This window comes from Noviherbaspirillum sp., assembly GCF_035944575.1.
GTDB lineage: Bacteria > Pseudomonadota > Gammaproteobacteria > Burkholderiales > Burkholderiaceae_D > Noviherbaspirillum.
This window is the reverse complement of record NZ_DASZBA010000103.1, coordinates 15,146-37,444: the sequence shown is the minus strand read 5'-3', so window position 1 is coordinate 37,444 and position 22,299 is coordinate 15,146. Positions and strand designations below refer to the sequence as shown.

At 56.8% G+C, this 22,299-nt stretch carries 25 protein-coding genes; 15 read left to right on the top strand and 10 right to left on the bottom strand.

Translation table 11 applies throughout. The features are described from left to right. From VGU61_RS06640 to VGU61_RS06620, 5 genes are all read left to right on the top strand, one after another. The coding region (locus VGU61_RS06640; protein ID WP_326858317.1) for a cbb3-type cytochrome c oxidase subunit I at positions 1 to 1,002 on the top strand (1,002 nt) is incomplete at its 5' end. A gap of 47 nt (positions 1,003 to 1,049) precedes the next feature. After that, positions 1,050 to 1,157 carry a cytochrome oxidase small assembly protein gene (locus tag VGU61_RS06635; RefSeq protein WP_326858316.1) on the top strand — a complete coding sequence of 36 codons (108 nt, stop codon included), beginning with the start codon at positions 1,050 to 1,052 and terminating at the stop codon, positions 1,155 to 1,157. A gap of 1 nt (position 1,158) precedes the next feature. Then, a complete protein-coding gene (locus VGU61_RS06630) occupies positions 1,159 to 1,725 on the top strand; it encodes a cytochrome c oxidase assembly protein (RefSeq protein WP_326858315.1) in 567 nt (188 codons plus the stop codon). 9 nt (positions 1,726 to 1,734) lie between these two features. Beyond that, positions 1,735 to 1,950: a DUF2970 domain-containing protein gene (locus VGU61_RS06625; RefSeq protein WP_326858314.1), complete on the top strand. Its 216-nt coding sequence runs from the start codon at positions 1,735 to 1,737 to the stop codon at positions 1,948 to 1,950. Positions 1,951 to 1,979: 29 nt separating this feature from the next. After that, a complete protein-coding gene (locus tag VGU61_RS06620) occupies positions 1,980 to 2,837 on the top strand; it encodes a cytochrome c oxidase subunit 3 (protein ID WP_326858313.1) in 858 nt (285 codons plus the stop codon). 74 nt (positions 2,838 to 2,911) lie between these two features. Here the strand turns inward: VGU61_RS06620 and VGU61_RS06615 are convergent, their stop codons facing one another. Further along, entirely contained in the window at positions 2,912 to 3,112 is a 201-nt protein-coding gene (locus tag VGU61_RS06615; RefSeq protein WP_326858312.1) for a twin transmembrane helix small protein, read from the bottom strand. A gap of 66 nt (positions 3,113 to 3,178) precedes the next feature. Here VGU61_RS06615 and VGU61_RS06610 point away from each other — a divergent pair, with 66 nt between their 5' ends. From VGU61_RS06610 to VGU61_RS06590, 5 genes are read left to right on the top strand one after another with little or no spacing between them, the layout of a single operon-like run. Continuing rightward, positions 3,179 to 3,892: an SURF1 family protein gene (locus tag VGU61_RS06610; RefSeq protein ID WP_326858311.1), complete on the top strand. Its 714-nt coding sequence runs from the start codon at positions 3,179 to 3,181 to the stop codon at positions 3,890 to 3,892. Between the two features lie 58 nt (positions 3,893 to 3,950). Continuing rightward, entirely contained in the window at positions 3,951 to 4,469 is a 519-nt protein-coding gene (locus tag VGU61_RS06605) for a cytochrome C oxidase subunit I (protein ID WP_326858310.1), read from the top strand. A 7-nt stretch (positions 4,470 to 4,476) separates the two neighbouring features. Further along, entirely contained in the window at positions 4,477 to 5,589 is a 1,113-nt protein-coding gene (locus tag VGU61_RS06600; RefSeq protein WP_326858309.1) for a COX15/CtaA family protein, read from the top strand. Positions 5,590 to 5,596: 7 nt separating this feature from the next. Continuing rightward, positions 5,597 to 6,481: a heme o synthase gene (cyoE, locus tag VGU61_RS06595; protein ID WP_326858308.1), complete on the top strand. Its 885-nt coding sequence runs from the start codon at positions 5,597 to 5,599 to the stop codon at positions 6,479 to 6,481. A 3-nt stretch (positions 6,482 to 6,484) separates the two neighbouring features. After that, positions 6,485 to 7,081: an SCO family protein gene (locus VGU61_RS06590; RefSeq protein ID WP_326858307.1), complete on the top strand. Its 597-nt coding sequence runs from the start codon at positions 6,485 to 6,487 to the stop codon at positions 7,079 to 7,081. Between the two features lie 178 nt (positions 7,082 to 7,259). On the opposite strand, the gene VGU61_RS06585 is transcribed toward VGU61_RS06590, so the two are convergent. From VGU61_RS06585 to ftsY, 5 genes are all read right to left on the bottom strand, one after another. Then, a complete protein-coding gene (locus tag VGU61_RS06585) occupies positions 7,260 to 8,672 on the bottom strand; it encodes a glutaminase (protein ID WP_326858306.1) in 1,413 nt (470 codons plus the stop codon). A 740-nt stretch (positions 8,673 to 9,412) separates the two neighbouring features. Further along, entirely contained in the window at positions 9,413 to 10,312 is a 900-nt protein-coding gene (gene rpoH, locus VGU61_RS06580) for an RNA polymerase sigma factor RpoH (RefSeq protein ID WP_326858305.1), read from the bottom strand. Between the two features lie 221 nt (positions 10,313 to 10,533). Continuing rightward, entirely contained in the window at positions 10,534 to 11,460 is a 927-nt protein-coding gene (locus VGU61_RS06575) for a cell division protein FtsX (RefSeq protein ID WP_326858304.1), read from the bottom strand. After that, positions 11,457 to 12,140: a cell division ATP-binding protein FtsE gene (locus tag VGU61_RS06570; protein ID WP_326858319.1), complete on the bottom strand. Its 684-nt coding sequence runs from the start codon at positions 12,138 to 12,140 to the stop codon at positions 11,457 to 11,459. Before VGU61_RS06570 ends, VGU61_RS06575 begins: the two co-directional genes overlap by 4 nt. Positions 12,141 to 12,145: 5 nt before the next feature. Further along, positions 12,146 to 13,375, bottom strand: a complete 1,230-nt coding sequence (ftsY, locus tag VGU61_RS06565) for a signal recognition particle-docking protein FtsY (protein ID WP_326858303.1) — start codon at positions 13,373 to 13,375, stop codon at positions 12,146 to 12,148. 87 nt (positions 13,376 to 13,462) lie between these two features. On the opposite strand from ftsY, the gene VGU61_RS06560 reads away from it, so the two are divergent. From VGU61_RS06560 to VGU61_RS06540, 5 genes are all read left to right on the top strand, one after another. Then, positions 13,463 to 14,836 (top strand): pitrilysin family protein, encoded by a 1,374-nt coding sequence (locus VGU61_RS06560; protein ID WP_326858302.1) that lies wholly within the window; start codon positions 13,463 to 13,465, stop codon positions 14,834 to 14,836. Between the two features lie 55 nt (positions 14,837 to 14,891). Then, a complete protein-coding gene (locus VGU61_RS06555; protein WP_326858301.1) occupies positions 14,892 to 16,220 on the top strand; it encodes a pitrilysin family protein in 1,329 nt (442 codons plus the stop codon). After that, complete coding sequence (gene rsmD / locus VGU61_RS06550) at positions 16,210 to 16,860, top strand: 16S rRNA (guanine(966)-N(2))-methyltransferase RsmD (RefSeq protein WP_326858300.1); 651 nt, start codon at positions 16,210 to 16,212, stop codon at positions 16,858 to 16,860. The genes VGU61_RS06555 and rsmD overlap by 11 nt, the downstream gene beginning before the upstream one ends. 31 nt (positions 16,861 to 16,891) lie before the next feature. After that, positions 16,892 to 17,377 (top strand): pantetheine-phosphate adenylyltransferase, encoded by a 486-nt coding sequence (gene coaD / locus VGU61_RS06545; protein WP_326858299.1) that lies wholly within the window; start codon positions 16,892 to 16,894, stop codon positions 17,375 to 17,377. A 286-nt stretch (positions 17,378 to 17,663) separates the two neighbouring features. Next, the gene (locus tag VGU61_RS06540; protein WP_326858298.1) at positions 17,664 to 17,918 is read left to right on the top strand and encodes a YfhL family 4Fe-4S dicluster ferredoxin; all 255 of its coding nucleotides are present in this window, start codon (positions 17,664 to 17,666) and stop codon (positions 17,916 to 17,918) included. Here the strand turns inward: VGU61_RS06540 and VGU61_RS06535 are convergent. The 4 genes from VGU61_RS06535 to VGU61_RS06520 all read right to left on the bottom strand — a co-directional run bounded on the left by VGU61_RS06535 (position 17,915) and on the right by VGU61_RS06520 (position 22,272). Continuing rightward, positions 17,915 to 19,009: a sensor domain-containing diguanylate cyclase gene (locus VGU61_RS06535; RefSeq protein WP_326858297.1), complete on the bottom strand. Its 1,095-nt coding sequence runs from the start codon at positions 19,007 to 19,009 to the stop codon at positions 17,915 to 17,917. The two genes, VGU61_RS06540 and VGU61_RS06535, sit on opposite strands and share 4 nt — an antisense overlap. Positions 19,010 to 19,140: 131 nt before the next feature. Continuing rightward, positions 19,141 to 19,995 carry an MOSC domain-containing protein gene (locus VGU61_RS06530; RefSeq protein ID WP_326858296.1) on the bottom strand — a complete coding sequence of 285 codons (855 nt, stop codon included), beginning with the start codon at positions 19,993 to 19,995 and terminating at the stop codon, positions 19,141 to 19,143. A gap of 25 nt (positions 19,996 to 20,020) precedes the next feature. Further along, positions 20,021 to 21,112, bottom strand: a complete 1,092-nt coding sequence (ychF, locus tag VGU61_RS06525) for a redox-regulated ATPase YchF (RefSeq protein WP_326858295.1) — start codon at positions 21,110 to 21,112, stop codon at positions 20,021 to 20,023. A 65-nt stretch (positions 21,113 to 21,177) separates the two neighbouring features. Then, on the bottom strand, positions 21,178 to 22,272 hold the full coding sequence (locus VGU61_RS06520) for a patatin-like phospholipase family protein (RefSeq protein ID WP_326858294.1): 1,095 nt from the start codon (positions 22,270 to 22,272) through the stop codon (positions 21,178 to 21,180). Positions 22,273 to 22,299 lie beyond the last annotated feature (27 nt).

The window sequence follows — 22,299 nt, the reverse complement described above, 5'->3', positions numbered from 1 at the left end:
ATGCCGATGTTCTGCTGGACATGGCTGATCACCGCTTATCTGCTGATCGCCGTGATGCCGGTTCTCGCGGGCGCAATCACGATGACACTGACTGACCGTCATTTCGGAACATCGTTCTTCAACGCAGCCGGCGGCGGTGACCCGGTGATGTACCAGCATATTTTCTGGTTCTTCGGTCATCCCGAGGTTTACATCATGATTCTGCCGGCTTTCGGCATCGTCTCTCATATCATTCCGACGTTTGCACGCAAGCAGCTGTTTGGTTATGCGTCGATGGTGTATGCGACATCCTCGATCGCCATCCTGTCGTTCATCGTTTGGGCCCACCACATGTTCACCACAGGCATGCCGGTGACCAGCCAGTTGTTCTTCATGTACGCCACGATGCTGATCGCGGTGCCGACCGGCGTGAAAGTGTTCAACTGGATTGCGACGATGTGGAAAGGCTCGATGACTTTTGAAACACCGATGCTGTTCGCCATTGGCTTCATCTTCGTGTTCACCATGGGCGGCTTTACCGGTCTGATCCTGGCCGTGACTCCGATCGACATCCAGATGCACGATACTTACTATGTGGTGGCGCATTTCCACTACGTGCTCGTCGCCGGATCATTGTTTGCGCTGTTCGCAGGCTTCTACTACTGGGGCCCGAAGTGGACCGGTTACATGTATGACGAAGGCCGCGGCAAATTCCACTTCTGGGGCTCGCTGATCACCTTCAACATCACGTTCTTCCCGATGCACTTCCTGGGTCTGGCCGGCATGCCACGTCGCTATGCCGACTATCCGGCGCAGTTCACCGATTTCAATATGATTGCGTCGATCGGTGCCTTCGGATTCGGATTGATGCAAGTGTATTTCCTGTTGTTTGTCGTGTTGCCTTCGATCAAGGGCGGCAAGGCTGCACCTGCCAAGCCTTGGGAAGGTGCGGAAGGCCTGGAGTGGACCGTGCCAAGCCCGGCTCCTTTCCATACCTTTGAAGTGCCGCCGACTGTGAAGTAACATTAAAGCAAGGATAGGGCGGACATCTCGTCCGCCCCAAATTGGTCATGCCAAATCCGAATAAACCGAACAACCTCAAGACGGCCTTGGTTCTGGCGTCGATCGCGCTGGTGTTTTTCATCGGTCTGTTCGTCAAACGGGTCTGGTTCAGTTGATATGCAAACCTCGAATTCAGGCGGTGCACACTCCCGCACGTTGAATAGCCGGATGCTCGGCAAATTGCTCGTCATCGCCGTGCTGATGTTCGGCTTCGGCTATGCGCTAGTGCCCGTGTACAAAAAGATTTGCGAGATTACCGGGATTAATGTTCTGGCGGCGAAAGACGACGCCGATAAGGATGTCGGCAATACGCAGGTCGATAAAACCCGCACCGTGACAATCGAATTCGACGCCAATGCCCATGGCCCCTGGCGATTCCGGCCGACGGTCGGTAGCATGCAAGTGCATCCGGGGGAAATGGTGCAGGTTGTGTATGAAGTGGTGAATACACAGACCCGCAGTATTGATGCGCAGGCAATTCCAAGCTATGCGCCTCAACAGGCGGCCAGCCACTTCAAGAAAATGGAATGTTTTTGTTTCAAGCAGCAGACCCTGGGTCCGAATCAGGCAAAGCAGATGCCGGTCGTGTTTTATATTGACCCGGCATTGCCGAAAGATGTGAAGACAATCACATTGTCATACACGTTCTTCGAGGTTGCCGGCACCGGCAAGTCAGCGAGTTGAGCAGCATTCATGGATGATCTGAAAAAAGCGTCACAGCGCAAGGCTTCCTTCGGTGCGACGGTAAAAGCGGTGCTGTGGTCGTTTTTCGGTGTACGCAAAAGAAGCGAATATGAAAAGGACACGCAGCAGCTCAATCCAATACATGTGATCATCACCGGTATTGTTGCTGCAGCCATATTTGTTGCGATCCTGTTGTTGATCGTGAATGCAGTCGTTGCAAACTAATTTTTTACATATTGTATTGGGAGATGGAGATGGGTTCTCAACACGCGAATGCGCCACATTATTATGTGCCGGGTCCGTCGGCATGGCCAGTTCTGGCGGGCGCGACGCTGCTGGTGACAATGGCTGGCGCGTCGGCCTGGGTCAACGGATACGGCTGGGGACCGGTTGCCAATATCATTGGCCTCATCGGTTTCCTGGTGATCTTGTACAAGTGGTTCGGTGATGCAATTGCAGAGTCGGAAAGCGGTTTGTACAGCAACCGCATCGACGTATCGTATCGCTGGAGCATGAGCTGGTTCATCTTCTCGGAAGTGATGTTTTTTGCCGGCTTCTTCGGCGCGCTGTTCTACGCTCGTGCCGTCACGCTGCCATGGCTTGGCGACCTCGATCACAAGCTTCTCTGGCCCGATTTTGCGGCTCAGTGGGGCAACACGCCAGGAGGCATCATCGATGCGTACAACAAGATGGGTCCATTTCCCATCCCGACAATCAATACCGCATTGCTGCTGCTGTCCGGTGTCACCCTGACGATCTCCCACCACGCAATCCGTGCTGGCGAGCGCAGCAAGACCGCTTTCTGGTTGTTTGCCACGATTCTGCTCGGCGCAATCTTCATGGGCTTCCAAGTGTATGAATACATGCACGCCTACAGCGACCTGAATCTCAAGCTGACTTCCGGCATTTATGGTTCCACCTTCTTCATGTTGACGGGATTCCACGGTTTCCACGTCACACTGGGCGCCATCATGCTTGCTGTTGTGCTTTACCGAGTAATGAAAGGGCACTTCACACCGGACCATCATTTCGGTTTTGAGGGTGCAGCATGGTATTGGCACTTTGTCGACGTCGTCTGGCTCGGTCTGTACGTCGTGGTCTATTGGCTGTAATTGTAGACTGGTGAAAAAAAGCCGCACCAAGGTGCGGCTTTTTTACTGTTGGCATCCGGCATCAACAGAAACTGTCAGCGAATACCGGTTGGTTCGATCCACCCCATCTGATGGGCGATGAGGATCAGCACAAACAATGTGATGGATAACCCGACGCGCATTGCCAATGCCCTGACCGTGCGGTTGCTTTTACCTTTATCCCGCATCAGATAGAAAAGCGCCGAGGCGAGGCTGCCGAGGATGAGGATGAAAGCGATGGCGACAAGGATTTTCATGATTGCTCGTGCCGGTCAGGCAACGCCAGCCGGCATTTTGGATGGTCTGAATAAAGTGACATTGTAATGCCAATAAAATTCCGGTTTCGCTGGATTCCGTTCATTGCGACAATCATTGCAGTAGCAGTCGGCATTTCACTTGGGCAGTGGCAGACAAGGCGAGCAGCGGAAAAGCTTGCAATCGAGCGAAAGTTATCGACACGCGAGGCGGCAACGCCCATGGTGCTGTCGACCGGACGTCCGTCGATTGACGAAGTCGAGTATCGGCGGGTCCGGGTTTCAGGACAGTTCGTTCAAGACTGGCCGGTGTACCTCGATAACCGTCCCCACCAGGGCGCTGCCGGCTTTCACCTGCTGATGCCATTCAGAATTGCGGGATCGGATATGCACCTGTTGGTAGCGCGCGGCTGGGTCAAGCGTGACACAGCCGATCGTACCCGCTTGCCGGAGATTGCCACGCCCAAGGGCACGATCGAATTGGAGGGTATTGCACGGCGCAACGCAGGTCAGGTATTGCAACTGGGCCAACCCGAACCGTTGAAGCCAGGCGCCATTGTGCAGAATCTGGATATTGCAGAACTCGAACGAGCCACCAAATTACCGATGCAAGCATTTGTGCTGGAACAAACCAGCGATACGGGGGACGGCCTCGTGCGTGACTGGCTCAGGCCATCGACGGGCGTGGACAAGCATCGCGGATACGCTTTCCAATGGTACGCACTGGCAGCGACCGCATTTCTATTCTATGTAGTAACAGGACTCCGACGTGGAAAACACTAAGCAACAAAAATCCGGAAGATGGAAGCTGTTTGCGGTCATACTCATTTGCGCAGCACCGATGATCGCTTCCTATCTCACTTATTACGTCATCAAGCCCGAAGGACGAACCAATTACGGCACGCTGATCGATCCGCGTGCGCACCCCATGCCGGTGCTGAACACCGCAGCGCTCGATGGCAAGCCGCTTGAACTCAAGGCCTATAACGGCAAATGGATCATGCTGCAGATCGCAGATGCCGAATGCGCGCCGCCATGCCGGGAACGCTTGCACGACATGCGTCAGTTGCGGCTGGCGATGGGCAAGGACAAGGATCGGCTCGAACGGGTGTGGTTGGTCACCGACAGCAAGCCCCTTGAAACGATGCTGATGCGCGAATACGACGGCACACATATGCTGCGTGCAACGCCGGAGGCATTGAAGAACTGGCTGCCGACCGAGACCGACACCACTATCAGCGATCATCTTTATATAATCGATCCTCTCGGCAACCTGATGATGCGGTTTCCAAAAGACGCAGACCCCAACAAGATCAAGAAGGATCTGTCGAAACTGCTCAAAGCCTCACGCATAGGATGACACCGGTATGCTGATCCAACTGGCGATCATGGGTATGCTTGCGGCATTGCTGCCGCTTGCCGTTGTATGGGTGTCCAGCGACAAAAACAAATACCGCAAGCTAATCTGGGTCACACTGTTCCTGACCTTCGATCTGATCATGTTCGGCGCCTTCACGCGCCTGACCGATTCCGGACTGGGATGTCCTGACTGGCCCGGTTGTTATGGTCACGCCAATCCCCTGCAGGCCCTCGATCAGATTCGCGCCGCCGAAGCGGCGATGCCAACCGGCCCCGTAACGGTGATGAAAGCCTGGATTGAAATGATCCATCGTTATTTCGCCATGGGCGTCGGGGTATTAATTCTTTCCATCATGACGATCGCCTGGCTTAGATGGACAAAATCAAGGCGGACGGATGAGCGGTTCTCTCCCTGGTTCCCGACTTTCCTGTTGCTATTCGTCTGCGTCCAGGGCGCATTTGGCGCATGGACCGTAACCCTGAAGCTGCAGCCCATTATCGTGACCATCCATTTGATGCTCGGCATGGGCCTTCTCGGGATGCTGACCTGGATGGCGGCTAGCCAGAGCCAGCATGCGCCCGTCATGGAGAGCGCTTCGCGACTGCAAGTGCCTGCGGCGATCGCCATGCTGCTCTTAACCGTGCAGATTGCCTTGGGAGGTTGGGTCAGCACCAACTATGCGGCGCTGGCGTGCATGGATTTCCCCTTGTGTCATGGGCAGTTGCTGCCGCAGATGGATTTCAAGAACGGCTTCACGCTATGGCGTCATCTGGGCAAAACCGCCGATGGAGAATACTTGCCGTTTCCTGCATTGACGGCCATTCATTGGGTGCACCGCAGCTTTGCCTTCGTCGTGATTGCGTTTTTGGCATGGCTGGCACATAAAGCGCTGCGTGTCGAAGGGCTTCGCAAAACAGCGATCTGGATACTGGTCGTCATGTCAATGCAGCTTCTGACCGGGCTGACCACGATCTTCCTCGAATGGCCGCTGGCCCTCGCGGTGGCCCACAATGGCGGTGCGGCGCTGCTCGTGCTGCTGCTGACCATGTTAAACTACAAGGCTCGAATCCCGACAGCGACTGCTGCACGCAGAGCCACCACCCGCTTGTCCGCCGCCTGAGATCCAAGTGACTACCTTGACCGCTTCCCCTAACCGCCTTGCGCAATATTGGGCACTCACCAAGCCGCGCGTGACGCAGCTGGCCGTGTTTTGCGCAGTGATCGGCATGTTTCTCGCAACGCCAAATTTGCCGGACTGGAAAATAGTCGTCGCGGCGACAATTGGCATCTGGCTTCTGGCCGGTGCTGCTTTTGCCGTTAATTGCCTGGTAGAACGTGAAATCGACTCCCGCATGGCACGCACCGCACGCCGTCCAATGGCAAGAGGCGAACTCACCGTACCGCAGACCCTGGTGTTTTCCGGCGTGATCGGCGGTGCCGGCATGTGGGTGCTATATAACTTCGTCAATCCGCTCACCATGTGGCTGACCTTTGCCACCTTCGTAGGTTACGCAGTCATCTACACAATGATTCTGAAGCCGGCAACGCCGCAGAATATCGTGATCGGCGGACTGTCAGGTGCCATGCCGCCCGCGCTCGGGTGGGCGGCAATTGCCAATGACGTTCCCATGCAGGCATGGATTCTGGTATTGATCATTTTCGTGTGGACGCCGCCGCATTTCTGGGCGCTGGCGCTTTATCGCCGCGATGATTACGCACGGTCGGGTTTGCCGATGCTGCCGATCACGCACGGACTCAAGTTCACCCAGTTCCATATCCTGCTGTACACAATTGCACTGGTGGCGACAACCATGCTGCCTTATGCAGTGAAGATGAGCGGACTGATCTATCTTGCGAGCGCCTCGATTCTCGGCGCAATCTTTCTCTGGTATGCGTGGCGGATATACCGTTATTACACGGATCTGCTGGCACGCCAGACATTTACATATTCCATCGTCTACCTATCGCTGCTTTTTGTTGCGCTGCTGGCCGACCACTATCTGAAGTTTTAAAGCATGCACTTTTCCTCTCTCCTTCGGTCGTTTGTAATTGCTGTCACTGCGCTTTTTCTATTGGCAGGATGCAACCGTCAACCCGAGCAGGTTTTCAAGAATACCGACATTACCGGTCTTGATTACGCCCGTGGGTTCACGTTAACCGACCACACCGGAAAGACCCGTACTCTTGCCGACTTCAAGGGCAAGGCGGTTGTCGTCTTTTTCGGATTTACCCAGTGTCCGGACGTTTGTCCGACCACCATGGCGGAAATGGCGAACGTCATGAAGGAACTCGGACCTTCAGCCGACAAGGTTCAGGTGCTGTTCATCACTGTTGATCCGGAACGGGATACGCAGCAGCTTCTTGCCCAGTATGTTCCGGCCTTCGATCCGCGCTTCCTCGGCCTCGTGGGCGATAAGGCCGCAACCGATGCGGTGGCTAAGGAATTCAAGGTTTTCTATCAGAAGGTGCCGGGGAAAACGCCCGGCAGCTATTCGGTGGATCACACTGCAGGTAGCTATGTATTCGATCCTCAGGGACGCATTCGCCTTTTCATCCGGCATGGACAAGGTCCGGAGCCGATCGTGCACGATCTGAAAATGCTTTTGTCGTAGAAATAAAATTAGGAATTAAGAATTAAGTAAACGCCGCTAGCGCTTCTCCGACAACGTCCCTGCCGGGATGGAACGTTCTCCCCCGACAAAATAATAGCTGTGAGCAGTTACAGCTTCGACCGTACGGCGCAACAGCTTCACTATCAGCCCCGGCACCGTGCGTCGGGGCTGCCTTCGATCAGGTGGGCGTCACCTTTTGCGCACTCTTGTCAGCCGTCAGTTCGGCATCCGGCGTATCAGTAACCACGATCTTTATGGCTCCCTTGACGACCTTCTCGCCGGTGTGCTCGATCTCGATATGGTGATCGTCGATCATCGTATAAGTGCGCCGTTTGCCGTCCACGCCATCGGCGACGAGTAGTGTCTTGCTTTGCAGCGGTAGCGATTTGCCGGCAGTCGTGTCGAGGCGCTTCAGGTAAAACCCGTTCTCGGAACGATCGTTGATTTTTTCCCTTGCAGCCGGGCTTAACTCCGCCATGGCAAGTTTCTTGAGGTGGATCTGCTGTACTTTGTCGAGTTGTTTGAGCAAGTTGGTGGAGACGGACTCCGGTGATTCCTTCGGCGCATATATGGTGCTGACTTTATCTTCAAGCAGGCGTTCCAAGTGGTTCCTTGCAGGGAAGGCGAGGTTGAGACGGGATAGCGCGCCCAGCATGGCAAGACCGCCTTTGGAATTGCCATGCGTATTCAGCGAAGGATCGAAGGTACAGACAGGAATATCGCGGCCCTTCTTGTCTCTGATCCAGCCGGCTATCAGGCCGCCGACACCGGTTTTCACCTTGGCTTTGCCACTCGTCTTGGTCGAAACGTCACCAGCCTGATCATAGGCGCCCGCTGTGCGCATGACTTCCTTCATCTGCTCCAATGCTTCTCCGGCTATGTAGGGCTTGCCGCTCTTGTCCTTGCCATGCTCAAGCGTCCACAGGGCCTTGGCCATTTTTTCGGGCGTAATGACGATCGCGCATTGACGGCAATAGGCTCGCAATACACGGTCGATATCGATCTCCTTGAACTTCCGATCTTCAGGCGCGTTCGGGTAGGTGCTATTCACCTTCTGCCTTTCACGATCGAGTTTCTGCAGCAAGCGCCTGTTGTTTTCCGAATCGTTGTACTCGGACATGGCGACAGCCTCGTCGACATCAATACTGTCATCCCCTGACAATTCTCTCAACAGATCACGCAGCCGGTATTCCGGGCGTTCGTCGTCCGGAAAGTGCTCGCAAATGCCATTCATGACTGCCAGCGCGCCGATATTGACGCAAGGGTTCATCGGCTTCCATGGCTTGCCCGGCGTGGTTTTATCGGCGTTGAAGGCTTGTCCTGTAGCGGTCTTGCCAATGATGTCCCACAACTGGCCAGGGCCGTCCCCGAATCCGACATGCATGCCGAGCAAAATGGCATTGGGTAGCTTGGACACGCTCTGAATGGAAACCGGAATCTTCGCATCACCTGCCGACACAACTTTGCCGTTGCGCGGGTTGACAAGCGCAAGGCCAGATTGGTCGGGATGGCGCCGGGCGAGTGCCTGGATGTAATCTGCCGGCCAGAACTTGCCTACCGATTGCCTGCTTTGCTTGATGATGTCACTCAACAGTCGGGGTGTAACGAACGACGTTTGGGAGCCAAGCTTGTTCGTGGTCTCGCGAACGGCGGCCTTGAGTGCCTTTGCAATGTTGTCGGACGTCGCTTGCCATTTTGCGCGGAGCGCGTTGGATAGGGATGAGCGCGGCGCGTTTCGCCGATGGAAGGTGCAGGAAGGACTTGGAAGCGGCCCTGTGTCTATTGAAGGAGGTTCGGTATGCATCGGCTGCAGGCAGTGCGGCGCGACGGAAAAGGAGTTGCCACTTAACTTCATGAAGGTCTTTCTTGTTGCAGGACTTGCTTGTCAATACAAAGTGCTACCCGACCGAGATTGCATCCATTCGCCGTGTAACACCAATTCACTGCGCAACGTTGTAATCCACATCGCACCCGCGTGAGTGATCCAGCGGCATATCCAGTTCCCGGATCGCTTAAAAATATACCTCCGTTATTATTGTTGAATCAGCAATTTGGAAGCGGATTGCGTATGGCAGGTTTGATGAAACCGGTGACGACAAATTTCGCGTGGCTTGCAGGAGCGATCCGTCCATTAGCCTCGTCGCGTAACTTGGTGTCGCGTTTAGGGGCCATCGCCAGAACAAAAAAACCCGGACGCCGCCGGAAGGCTGACCGGTAAAACTTTGCTCCGGGGCCAGAGCCGCAGGTCGGGAATTTTTTCCCACGCACCAAACAAAAAGCGCTCCATTTCGGAGCGCTTTTTGTTTGGTGCTTATTGAAAGGTACTCGACATCAGGCGTATTCGGCCAACGCACCCTTCATCTTCTTCAATGCGGCACTTTCGATCTGGCGGATCCGCTCAGCGGATACACCGAACTCGTCGGCCAGTTCATGCAGCGTTGCGCCGGAGCCGTCATCGTTCGATAACCAGCGTGCCTCGACGATGCGACGGGAGCGTGGATCCAGCTTCCCGAGCGCCGTCTCGAGACCTTCCGACTGGAGCCTGTCATACTGCTGCGCTTCCAGGGCCTTGGTCGGTTCGTTGGCATCGGATGACAGGTAGGCGATCGGTGCGAATTTGTCGTCTTCGTCGTCGGTCGGCGCTTCAAGTGCGATATCGTGGCCCGACATGCGGGTTTCCATTTCAATCACTTCCTCACGCTTGACGTTCAACGTCTTTGCAAGATCGTCGACCTGCGCCGGCGTCATCGCATCGAGTCCTTCCTTGTGGCTGCGCAGGTTGAAAAACAGCTTGCGCTGAGCCTTGGTGGTCGCCACCTTGACGAGCCGCCAATTTTTCAGGATGTACTCATGCATTTCAGCCTTGATCCAGTGCATCGCATATGAAACGAGACGCACACCCTGATCAGGGTCGAACCGCTTGACTGCTTTCATCAGCCCGATATTGCCTTCCTGGATCAGATCAGCATGTGGCAATCCGTAACCAAGATAACCGCGTGCAATCGACACTACCAAGCGTAAATGGGACAAAACCAGCTTCTGCGCAGCTGCCAGATCGTTATTGTCCCGAAGGCGCCGGGCGAGCGATATTTCTTCTTCCTGAGAAAGCATCGGAAGGCGGTTGACAGCCGAAATATACGCTTCAATGTTGCCCAAACTGCCCGAAAATCCAAGCGTAAGTGCCTGATTTCCGAAGGGAACCAGTCCGGATTGTGCAGATGGTGTAGTCATTGTTTCTCCTTCTTCCCCAACAAATATCCGGCCAAAAGGCCGGTCAGTCAGATCAGTCGTTATATTAGCACTCTGGGAAATAGAGTGCTAATGAGGGATTTTAAAGGAACAAATAGGTTATTTGCTATTGCAGAAGCGTAAGTGATTGCTAACGCTAACTGTAGAGAAAACCACAACCCGAAAGTTGTGTGAAATCAAGTGTCCAGGCGGAATGCCACGACTTAGGACAAGCGGGAGAGATGTCGCCGCACGGAAAGCAGTGCTCCAAGAAGCCCGAGTCCGGCGCTGCCTGTCAGCAAAACTACGACAGTTGGCCCGTGCAACGAGGAAAGTCGGAATTCTGACGCATACAGCCGGGCAAATTCTGCGATTGCTCCGTTCAACGGGCCAAGGGCAGCCGCAACTGCAAGGAGCGCCGCCAGGCCGGCCAGCAAACCGAGCAGCGCGCCGGAGTAATAAAAAGGGCGGCAAATATGGCTATCCGTCGCGCCGAATAATCGGCAAACCTCAATCTCTTCGCGTTGTGTCAGTACTTGCAGCCGGATGGTATTGAAGACCACTGCGACTACCACCACTGCAAGCGTGGAAGCCAAGAAAAACAGGCTCATGCGCAATACATGCATGAGCGCGGCCAGTCGCTTCACCCAAGCTGAATCAACCTGCACATATTCGACACCAGGAAGCGCTTTTAATTGCACCGCTATCGCATCAATTTTTCGCGCGTCATTCACCGATTGGAACCCGGCAAGCTTCAATACATATCCGTCCGGAAGCGGATTCTCGCCCAGGGTGGTGAGCGCATCTGACAAGCCGGTGCGGCTTTTCAGCGCGCTAAGCGCATTTTCGCGTGGAATGAATTCGAGCTTTCCTGTGTTGCCGGCTTTCTGCAGCACGCGCTGGATGTCGACAGCAAGTGCTTTGGACCGTTCACGAGGTGTGTCGACGCCCATGAAAATGCTGATTTCGGGTTCGACAGCGAGTTGTTCACTGACAGGGCGCACATTCTCCAGCAAGGTCAGGCCGGCTATCGGCAGCGACAGGGCAATCGCTATGACAAGGACGTTCATGGCGAAGCTTCCCGGCGCATGAGCGAATTGCTTGATTGCATCGCCAATGGCCGCCAGGTGCTGGCGTAGCCACATGCTCATGCCGCCCCCTGCAGAAAGCCGGTTCCGGTGTCCGGGAGCAGGCGACCGTGGTGTAACCGGATAATCCGTTTCGCGCTGGCGAGGATGTGATCGTCATGGGTCGAGATCAGGCAGGTGACGCCGGCGCCGTGAAACGCTTTCAATGCGTCGAGGACGAGGTCGGCACTGGCGCGGTCAAGGTTCGCTGTGGGTTCGTCGGCAAGAATGATTTGCGGACGATTGACGATGGCGCGGGCGATCGCCACCCGCTGCTGCTCGCCGCCGGACAAGGATTGCGGATTGCTCGCCGCTTTTTCCGGCAGGCCGACCTTGTCGAGCGCCGCACGGGCTCGCCGCTCCGCTTCGCTTTTCGTGGACCCGGTTACCAGAAGCGGCAGCATGACGTTCGACAGGACGCTGCGGTCGAACAACAGTCGCTGCTGCTGGAAGATCAAGCCGATTTTCCGGCGCAGATAGGGCAGTCCGGCAGGCTTCAACGCACCGACATCCTGCCCGTACACGATGACGGTGCCGGAAGTCGGCCGCTCGATGGCCGGTATCATCTTGAGCAAGGTGGATTTCCCTGCGCCGGACGGACCGGAAAGGAATACCAGTTCCCCGACCGGAATCGATAATGTGATATTCGACAGCGCCATCGCATCGCCGCTGTAGCGTTTGGAAACCTGCTTGAACTCAATCATTGACATCAGCTCAGCAATGCGTCGACGAACTCCTCGGCATCGAACGGTTGCAGATCCTCGATTTTTTCCCCGACACCGATGAAGTACACCGGCACTGGTCGCGTTTTTGCGATGGCTGCGAGCACGCCGCCTTTGGCAGTGCCATCGAGCTTGGTCACGATGAGTCCCGTCAGATTGAGTGCGTCGTCAAAGGCCTTGACCTGTGCAAGCGCATTCTGACCGGTGTTGCCATCAATCACGAGCAGGACCTCATGCGGCGCGCCTTCCATGCCTTTGCCGATTACGCGCTGCACTTTCTTCAGCTCTTCCATGAGATGCAGTTGGGTCGGCAGGCGGCCCGCCGTGTCCACCATCACGACATTGATCCGGCGGGCTTTTGCCGACTGCACCGCGTCGTAGGCGACGGCAGCAGGGTCCCCGGACTCCTGGGCGATCACCACGACGTTGTTGCGCTCGCCCCAGATTGCCAGTTGCTCCCGGGCCGCGGCGCGGAAGGTGTCGCCTGCCGCCAGCAGCACGGACTGCTCGTGCGCCTGCAGATGCTTGGCAAGCTTGCCTATCGTCGTGGTTTTGCCTGCGCCATTGACTCCGGCAATCATCATCACCAACGGTTGATGCAGTCCCAGCACCATTGGCTTTTGAAGCGGCTTGAGCATGTCGATCAGCAGGGCGCGCAGAGCCGCCTTGACCTGGGCCGCTTCCGTCAGTTTGCCTTCCTTGACCTTCTTCTTGAGCGCATCAAGCAGGTACCGGGTGGCTTCCACGCCGGCATCCGACACCAGCAACGCCGATTCCAGTTCGTCGTACAAATCGTCGTCGATCTTCGCGCCGACGAACAATGTGGTCAGGTTGGTCGATGTCTTCGATAGTCCGGTTTTCAGGCGATTGAGCCAAGACTGTCGTTGCTCCTGCGACGGCGCTGGTGCAGGAACGATTTCGCCTTCTTCCTCGACCGGGGCAGCAATCGCTGCCGGCACGTCCGCCGGCTCTGGCGTCGCGCGCGCCGGTGCGGGTCCTTTTTGTTTGTCCGGTGGCGGCGGGGACGGCTTTTTTGGCGCCGCTGGGGACGGCGTATCGCCTCTGATGCGGTCAAACCACGACGGCTTCTGTTCTGCCGGTGGCGGGGGTTCCTTTTTGTCGACAACCGGCGTTGCTTCCTGGGACGGCACAATCTCGTCCGGCTTCTCATCGGAAACGGGCGTGTCTTTAGATTTTTTCTTGAAGAAACTAAACATCGGGAATGGAAAGAAGTGCGGTGGGAAGCCGTTCAGCCTCTGGCCGGAAAGAAGATACAATCGCCACATTCTAACAGAGCGTTGCCTATGAAAATCCGGATCGCTGCAATCATCTCGGCGTGGGTGCTGCTAGTCCCGCCGCTGCCTTCTCTCGCCGCACAGGCCGAGACCGCAAAGGAATTCATGCTGAAGAACGGCATGAAAGTCATCGTAAAGGAAGACAATCGCGCACCCACGGTTGCGCACATGGTCTGGTACAAGGTCGGATCGATGGACGAGCACAACGGGACCACCGGTGTCGCCCATGTCCTTGAGCACATGATGTTCAAGGGTACCAAGACCCTGAAACCCGGGGAGTTCAGCCAGCGAGTCGCCGCGCTCGGCGGCCGCGAGAACGCCTTCACGAGCAAGGATTACACCGCCTATTTCCAGCAGATCGAAAAGTCGAAACTCGAGCAGGTGATGGCGCTGGAAGCAGACCGCATGTCCAACGTCATCTTCAACAAGGACGAGTTCGGCAGGGAAATTCGGGTGGTGATGGAGGAGCGTCGCTGGCGCACTGAAGACCAGCCGATCCCCCTGCTGTATGAAGCCCTCAATGCCACGGCATTTACCGCGCACCCCTATCATCATCCGATTGTCGGCTGGATGAGCGACCTCCAGAATATGACGGTGGACGATGCGAAAGACTGGTATCAGCGCTGGTATGCGCCCAACAACGCCACGCTTGTTGTCGCCGGTGACGTGGACGCAAAAAAGGTTCTTGCTTTGGCGGAAAAGTATTACGGCAAACATCCTCGTGAAACACTGCCGATGCGCAAACCGCAAATCGAGCCGCCGCAGCGCGGCATCAAGCGGATCACCGTCAGGGCACCAGCTGAAAATCCGTACGTGGTCATGGCATTCAAGGTGCCGACTTTGCGCGATGTGGAAAAGGATCAGGATGTCTATGCACTCGATGTCCTTGCGGCCGTACTCGACGGTTATGACAATGCCCGCCTGAATGCAAAGCTGGTCCGCACCGATCGGGTGGCCAACTCCGCTGGCGCCGGCTATTCCAACATCGCCCGCGGTCCCGTTCTTTTTCTGCTGGATGGCACGCCTGCTCAGGGCACCACGACCGAGCAACTCGAAAAGATGCTGCGTGCGGAGGTGGAGCGGATCGCCAAGGAAGGCGTGTCGGAAGAAGAGCTGACGCGGGTAAAGACGCAACTCATCGCCGGGCAGATCTACAAGCGTGATTCGGTCTTCGGACAGGCGATGGAGATCGGCGTGATGGAGATGAGCGGCCTTTCTCACAAAGACATCGATCGCATCATCGAGAAACTCAAAACCGTCACGTCGGCACAAGTCCAGGCGGTCGCCCAAAGATATTTCGGCGATGAAAGCCTGACTGTCGGCACGCTGTATCCATTGCCCTTGTCGGAGAAGAAACCGGCACCGCCGCCGCTGCGCCACTAGTATCGCCTCGCGCCTGCCTGTATCCCGCAGGCGCCGGCTTCAATCAGATATGACCATGAAAAAATTCGTTTTTGCCTTGGTGATGTGCGTTGGCCTGAATGCGCACGCCGCCTTGAAGATCCAATCGTGGACGCTCGACAACGGCGCTCGTGTGCTCTTCGTCGAAGCCAACTCGATCCCGGTGCTCGACATCAGTGTCGAGTTCGACGCCGGCTCACGTCGCGATCCGGCCGACAAGGTCGGCATCGCCTCGCTGACCAATGCGATGCTTGCGCGTGGCGTGCGCGCTGCCGATGCGCCGCAGAACGAACCGGCGCTTTCCGAAGCGCAGATTTCCGACACGCTTGCCGATACGGCCGCCCAGCGCGGCGGCGGCGCGGGTAATGACCGGGCCGGTGCTTCTCTACGTACCTTGTCGACTGCTGTCGAGCGCGACAAATCGGTTGCCTTGCTGGCACGCATTCTTGCGCATCCGAGTTTTCCTGAAGAGCTGCTTGCGCGCGACAAGGCTCGCACGATCGCTGCGATCAAGGAGGATGAAACCAAGCCGGAATCTATTGCCGGGAAAGCGTTCTGGAGACTTCTATACGGAAGCCATCCATATGCGAAGCACGAGACGGTTGAATCGGTCCAGTCGATCACCCGCGACGATCTGGTAAATTTTCATCGGAACCACTATGTGGCAAATCGCGCGGTGATTGCAATGATCGGCAATATCACGCGTGCCGATGCCGAGGCGATTGCAAAGCAGCTAACGGTGCGTCTGCCTCAAGGTGCGCCGTTGCCTGCATTGCCTGCGGTGCCCGCCGGACAGAAACAGGAGGAACTGATTGCCCATCCTGCGTCCCAGGCGCATATACAGATCGGCATGCCGGCAATCGAGCGGGGCGATCCCGACTTCTTCCCGCTGACTGTCGGCAACTATGTGCTTGGCGGTGGCGGCTTCGTGTCTCGCCTCACGCAGGAAGTTCGCGAAAAACGCGGTTTGTCTTACAGCGTGTACAGCTACTTCAGTCCAATGGCGCAGGAGGGGCCGTTCCAGGTGGGCCTGCAGACGCAGAAGGAACAGGCAAACGAAGCGTTGCAGGTCGTGCGCGACACCGTTGCGCGCTTCCTGCAGGAAGGGCCCACGACAAGGGAATTGAAGGCAGCGAAGGACAACCTGATCGGCGGCTTTCCGTTGCGCATTGATAACAACCGCAAGATTCTCGACAACATGGCAGTCATCGGCTTTTACGGTTTGCCACTGAACTATCTCGACACCTGGACCGAAAAGGTGGCCAAGGTCACTGCGGCGGACATCAAGGCGGCATTCAACCGCAAGATTGCCATCGACCGGCTTGCAACAGTGGTGGTCGGGAACGGTAAGCAAGATGCGAAATAAGCAGGGCGGAAAACCTGCCTCTTGCGGCGGACCGCCTCGCCATGCCGGACCGGCAAAGCAAGTACGCATCATTGGCGGGCAATGGAAGCGCACTCCGCTCCCTGTGCTTGAGGTGGAAGGCTTGCGCCCCACGCCTGACCGAGTTCGTGAAACCTTGTTCAACTGGCTCAACCATCTGCTGGATAATGCCTGGGAGAACATTGCCTGCCTGGATTTGTTTGCCGGCACCGGCGCGCTCGGTTTTGAAGCTGCCAGCCGGGGCGCGGCAGAGGTGGTGATGGTGGAGGGCAACGCGGCCGCGGTCAGGCAACTCGAAGCGGCAAAGCTTAAATTGCAGGCTTCGCAGGTCAACATTCTGCGCGGCGATGCGGGTACGGCTGTGCAGAGGTTGTCGACGCGTTTCCGTGTAATATTTCTCGATCCGCCGTATCATCAGGACTGGTTGCCGCGAATGCTGCCGTTATGCGATCGCCTCCTTGCCGACGATGGATTGCTCTATGTGGAATCCGAGTTTTCGCTGACAGGCGATGCGCCCATGCCGGATTGGCTGGCGACCTGGAAGGTGGTGCGAGCCGACAAGGCCGGCATGGTTTTTTATCATGTGCTGCAGCGCAATACTTCGCCGCAAATTAAGGCATAATGCGCTTTCTTTTCGATCACGGAGCCCCACGATGGTCACAGCAGTTTATCCAGGAACGTTCGATCCCCTCACTCGAGGACATGAGGATCTGGTACGCAGGGCGTCTGGATTGTTCGACAAGCTGATCGTCGGCGTTGCCGACAGCAAGAACAAAAAGCCTTTCTTTTCTCTCGATGAGCGTCTGCTGATCGCAAATGAGGTGCTTGGGCACTATCCGAATGTGCAGGTGGAGAGTTTTTCCGGCTTGCTGAAAGATTTCGTGCGACGTCATGATGCGCGAGTCATCGTACGCGGCCTGCGTGCAGTTTCCGACTTCGAATACGAGTTTCAGATGGCAGGCATGAACCGCTATCTGCTTCCGGACGTCGAAACCCTGTTCCTGACACCTTCCGACCAATATCAATTCATCTCCGGCACCATCGTGCGCGAGATCGCCACACTTGGCGGCGACGTATCGAAATTTGTTTTTCCATCCGTGGAAAAATGGTTGAAAACGAAGATGGCCGCCAGCACATAAGTTATTACTCAATGACGAATTGATTAATAGGATTTTGTAATGGCTTGTGTGGCATTGATGATTACGGACACGTGGTCTGAGGTTTTGCAAAGCATGGCTTTGCATCAGACCGCGCCTCGCGCGCTTGCAAGCGCGTGGGGGATTCGTCCTGTTTCTGGAGTGCTCACATGGCATTGATGATTACGGACACGTGGCCTGAGGTTTTGCAAAGCACGGCTTTGCATCAGACCGCGCCTCGCGCGCTTGCAAGCGCGTGGGGGATTCGTCCTGTTTCTGGAGTGCTCACATGGCATTGATGATTACGGACGAATGCATCAACTGTGACGTCTGCGAGCCGGAGTGCCCCAACGACGCGATATACATGGGCACCGAGATCTATGAGATCAACCCGAACAAATGCACCGAATGCGTCGGCCATCATGACGAGCCGCAGTGCCAGCAGGTCTGTCCCGTAAGCTGCATTCCATTCAATCCCGCCTGGCGCGAGACGAAGGAGGAGTTGCAGGCGAAATATGAAAGGCTGCAGTTGGAGCGCGGCTAGTCCGCAGCAACCACCCGATTTCGTCCTTCCTTCTTGGCCCGATACAATGCCCGGTCCGCCCGGGCGATGAATCTGCGGGAGATCGCATCAACCGGCTCCCCGCCATCGGTTTCGTCGAGCATCGCCACACCGATCGATACCGTCACATCGAGCTTCTCGCCACTGCCGAGTTCCAATGCCGGCTCCGCGACGCTCTGCCGGATCCGCTCCGCCACGCTTGCCGCATCCTTGCTGTCAGCGTCAATCAGCAGCACCACGAACTCCTCTCCGCCGAAACGTCCGAGCGCATCCGTTATCCGCAGCTCCGCCTTGATGCGTGCCGCAACTTCGCGCAATACTTCATCACCCGCCTGGTGCCCGACCCGGTCATTGATCTGCTTGAAATGATCGATATCGATATACATGCACGACAAGGCATACCCCTGCCGGCGCGTGCGGCCGATTTCCTCGAACAACCGCCGTTCGACGTATCGGCGGTTGTTGACGCCAGTAAGCGGATCAGTCAACCCTATGTGCTTGAGACGTTCATGGTTGAGGACGTTCTCCAGGCATATCGCAACGATCGAACCGCGATGCTCGATGAAATCGGTCCCCATGTCGGGATCGAAGCGGGTCGGGTCGAAGCTGCCGAGATTCAGGCAGCCGATCAGGCGGCCCTGGCGCCGCATCGGCATTAATGCAACACTCCTGGGCATCGGTATCGGTTCGGGGAAAAGGAAGCCGTGACGCTGCTCGGTATAGAGCTCCAGCAGCGGTCGATCAAGACGACCGCATAACTCGCCGAACTCTGATTCGTCCTGTGCGAACAGCAGGTGGGGGAAGTCACGCAGCGGTATTTGCAGGTCTGCCAATATGCGGCGAATGTCGTATGCCGGATCGATCAGTAGCAGTGTGACGACATCGAGCTCGGAGGAAACCGGCAGGGTCTGAAAAATACTGGAGACCAGTTCGCGGAAACTTCCCGCGCCGATGACCTCGAGATCGAATGCGTGCTGGCGGCGAAGGATTTGCTGATTGCGCCGGGCCTGTTCGAGCAGTTCGTTCAGGTAGATGCGCAAACGCTGATTTTCAGAGACCAATTCGTCAGACATGGGCGTAGGTTCGGATGACACAATCTACCTATCGGCGGCCGTCCTTCGATTCCCGTGCCCGCTTGTGAGGTGTGAACGCATACTATCGCGAGTTATTCCTGCTCGCAATACCGTCATCGGGCGAACGAATGTTATCGAAATGCAATCTGCATTTCGACGTCCTGCCCAACGCGCAGAATTTGCCCTTCGCCTTCAGTGAGAATGGCGTTCATGCCAAACGCGATGCCGCCGTTGATGTCGGGATTGATGCGATACGTCCGCAGGACATCGAGCGGGTCCGGGCCGGCGGTGCCGGTGGCCTGGTCAATCGAAGGAATCGGGCAGCGGGGGCAGGGCTTCACCGGCTTGAGCGCGGCGTCGCCTATCCTGATTGACTCTGCATAGTCTTCCTCGAATGCGTCAACACCGTTAATGACGATATTCGGGCGGAAGCGATTCATCGGCAGCGCATCGCGACCGGATGCCGTGAGTTTTTCGTTCAGGTCAGCCAGCGACGCTTGCGAAATGACGAGCACCGGATAGCCATCCGAGAACAAGGCCGGCACTTCCACGCCGCCGGTTCGGGCGGTGTCCGCGATCCGTTTGGCATCTGGATGAAAACGGACCAGGCGGCAGGTCGTGCCGAGAAATTTGGAAAACCAGGTCGCGGTCGTTTCATCGCAATCGTAGGCTTTCACGACATCTCCCCAAATCCGGACCTCGCGCGTACATGCGTGATCAGGGTCCGGCAGGTCCAGCGGCACTTCCAGGCCAAGCATGCCGGGCGCCCGCAGCTCCATGACTTCCGACTTGAGGCGCGGCCTGATCAGCGCCATCTTCGGAAACTCGCGCTGCGTCAGAAATTCGCCCTGCATATCGACGACCATCCATTCGCGGTCGTAGATATGGTCGGTCATCAATCCGGCCGCCGTGATGGTGGCTTCGCGCAGCGCGATGCCGGCGCAAGATTTAATTGGATAGAGGTTCAGCTCGGTAAGCGTTGGCATGGCGATGCAGACGGCATGAAATCGATTAGACGTTGAACAGGAAATTCAGCACATCACCATCCTTGACGACATATTCCTTGCCCTCGGCGCGCATCTTGCCCGCTTCCTTCGCGCCCTGCTCGCCCTTGTAGGCAATGTAGTCGTCGTAGGCGATGGTCTGGGCGCGAATGAAGCCGCGCTCGAAGTCGGTATGGATGACGCCCGCAGCCTGCGGCGCCGTCGCACCGACCGGGATGGTCCATGCGCGCACTTCCTTCACGCCGGCAGTGAAATAGGTTTGCAGTCCGAGCAGCTTGAAGGCGGCACGGATGAGGCGGTCGAGCCCCGGTTCTTCCATGCCCATGTCGGCCAGGAATTCCCCCTTGTCGGCATCATCAAGATCGGCGATTTCCGCTTCGATGGCGGCGCAGATCGCGACGATGGGAGCGTTTTGCTCCTTCGCGTAGGCGGTCAGTTGATCGAGCAGGGGATTATCCGTAAAGCCGGTATCCGAGACGTTGGCAACATACATTGCGGGCTTGGCGGTGATCAGGCAGAGGGGTTTGATCAATGCCAGTTCTTCCGTGTCCAGGCCGAGCGCACGCACCGGCTTTGCATCATTCAGTTCGGGCATGATGCGCTCCAGCAGTGCCACCAGTTTTGCCGCTTCCTTGTCGCCGGACCGCGCTTTCTTGTTCTCGCGATGAATTGCCTTCTCAACCGTTCCCATGTCGGCCAATGCCAGTTCAGTCTGGATGACGGCGATGTCATCAAGCGGGCTGACCTTGCCGGCAACGTGGATCACGTTCGGGTCTTCGAAGCAGCGCACGACGTTGACGATGGCATCTGTTTCGCGGATGTGGGCCAAGAACTGATTACCCAGCCCTTCGCCCTTGGATGCGCCGGCAACCAGACCGGCGATGTCGACGAATTCCACCACGGCGGGAAGAATGCGTTCCGGCTTCACGATCTCCGCCAGCGCCTGCAGGCGCGGGTCCGGCACTTCGACGATGCCGACATTTGGCTCAATGGTGCAGAAAGGATAGTTTTCGGCGGCGATGCCGGCTTTGGTCAGGGCATTGAAGAGGGTGGATTTGCCGACGTTAGGCAGGCCGACGATGCCGCATTGGAGACTCATGGTATGTGCTTCACTTGAGAGAGGAATTAGCCCGCTATTCTACCGTAGCGGGCTCCTGAAACGCCTTAGAGCGGGCGGACGACCGACATATCGGGTTTTTCGACAAATGCGGCGAATGCATCGCGCAGCCTCTCGCCTTCGCTGATGGCAAGTTGCCAATTCAGAATGCGCAGATCGTGATTGATGCCATAGTACAGAAAGTCGTTCCGGTCCGGCAGCTTGCCGCGGCTGAGCGTCCGTAGAAACGCGGCCGACGGCGAGATCAGGATGACGTTGTCCAGCCAGTGACGGTTACGGCCGATGGCCGCGCGCCGCCATGGCAATTGCTTGTCGAACCATCCGGGAACCAGATGCGCGCCGAAATGCGGATACAGCACGAGTCCGCCTTCGGGATTGCCGACCACCCGCGAGTAGGGCAGGGCGAGGTGGTAATCGATCAGTCCGCCATCCCAATAAGTGCCGGCAGGCGCATGTGCCACGTCGCGGACCGGTTCCATGATGAAGGGCAAGGTGGCGGAGGCCAACAGGGCCGGGTGGATGTTGTCGGCGGACAGCGGTGAAAAATGAGTATGGAATGCATCGAACTTCGCTTTCAGCCAGAAAGCCGGATCGCGCGCATCGCCGATGACGACGCGTTCCAGGTGATGTGCCAGTTGAGAACGCGAAAGCATATTGCCGAGCACTGCGGCGCCAAACCCCACCATGGCTGACGCCTTGAAACGCGGCGCTTTTAGAAAGCGGCTGCCACGCGAGGCGAGGATGTGCAGGCGGTGGTGAGGATGCTGTGTGAGCACCTCTTCCTCGCCGGCGATCAGATCCAGGAGAAAGCGCGTGCAGAACTCGCTGACGGTCTGCGGGGATGGCTTGGGCGGATAGCGCTGTTCGCAATACAGGTCACCGAGTCGCTGGAAGGCGGCAACCGGGTCAGAGGAACATGCGGCAGCCATTCTCCATGCTCCAATGGAGGCGCCGATCAGTGCACGTTCCCGCGGTGCTGAAGCCAGCCAGGTGCCGAATAGCCATTGGTCAAGTTTTTGAAATATCAGGCCCTTGGGGCCGCCCGCCGCTGCAGGAATGATCGCGATGTCCTGCGCGCGCAGACCAACGCTGCGCAGGTGTTCCATGGCCTTCGGCCCGGCGCTGATGGTGATCATGCTCATTGCAGGTGTAGATTCCTCAGGTGATCT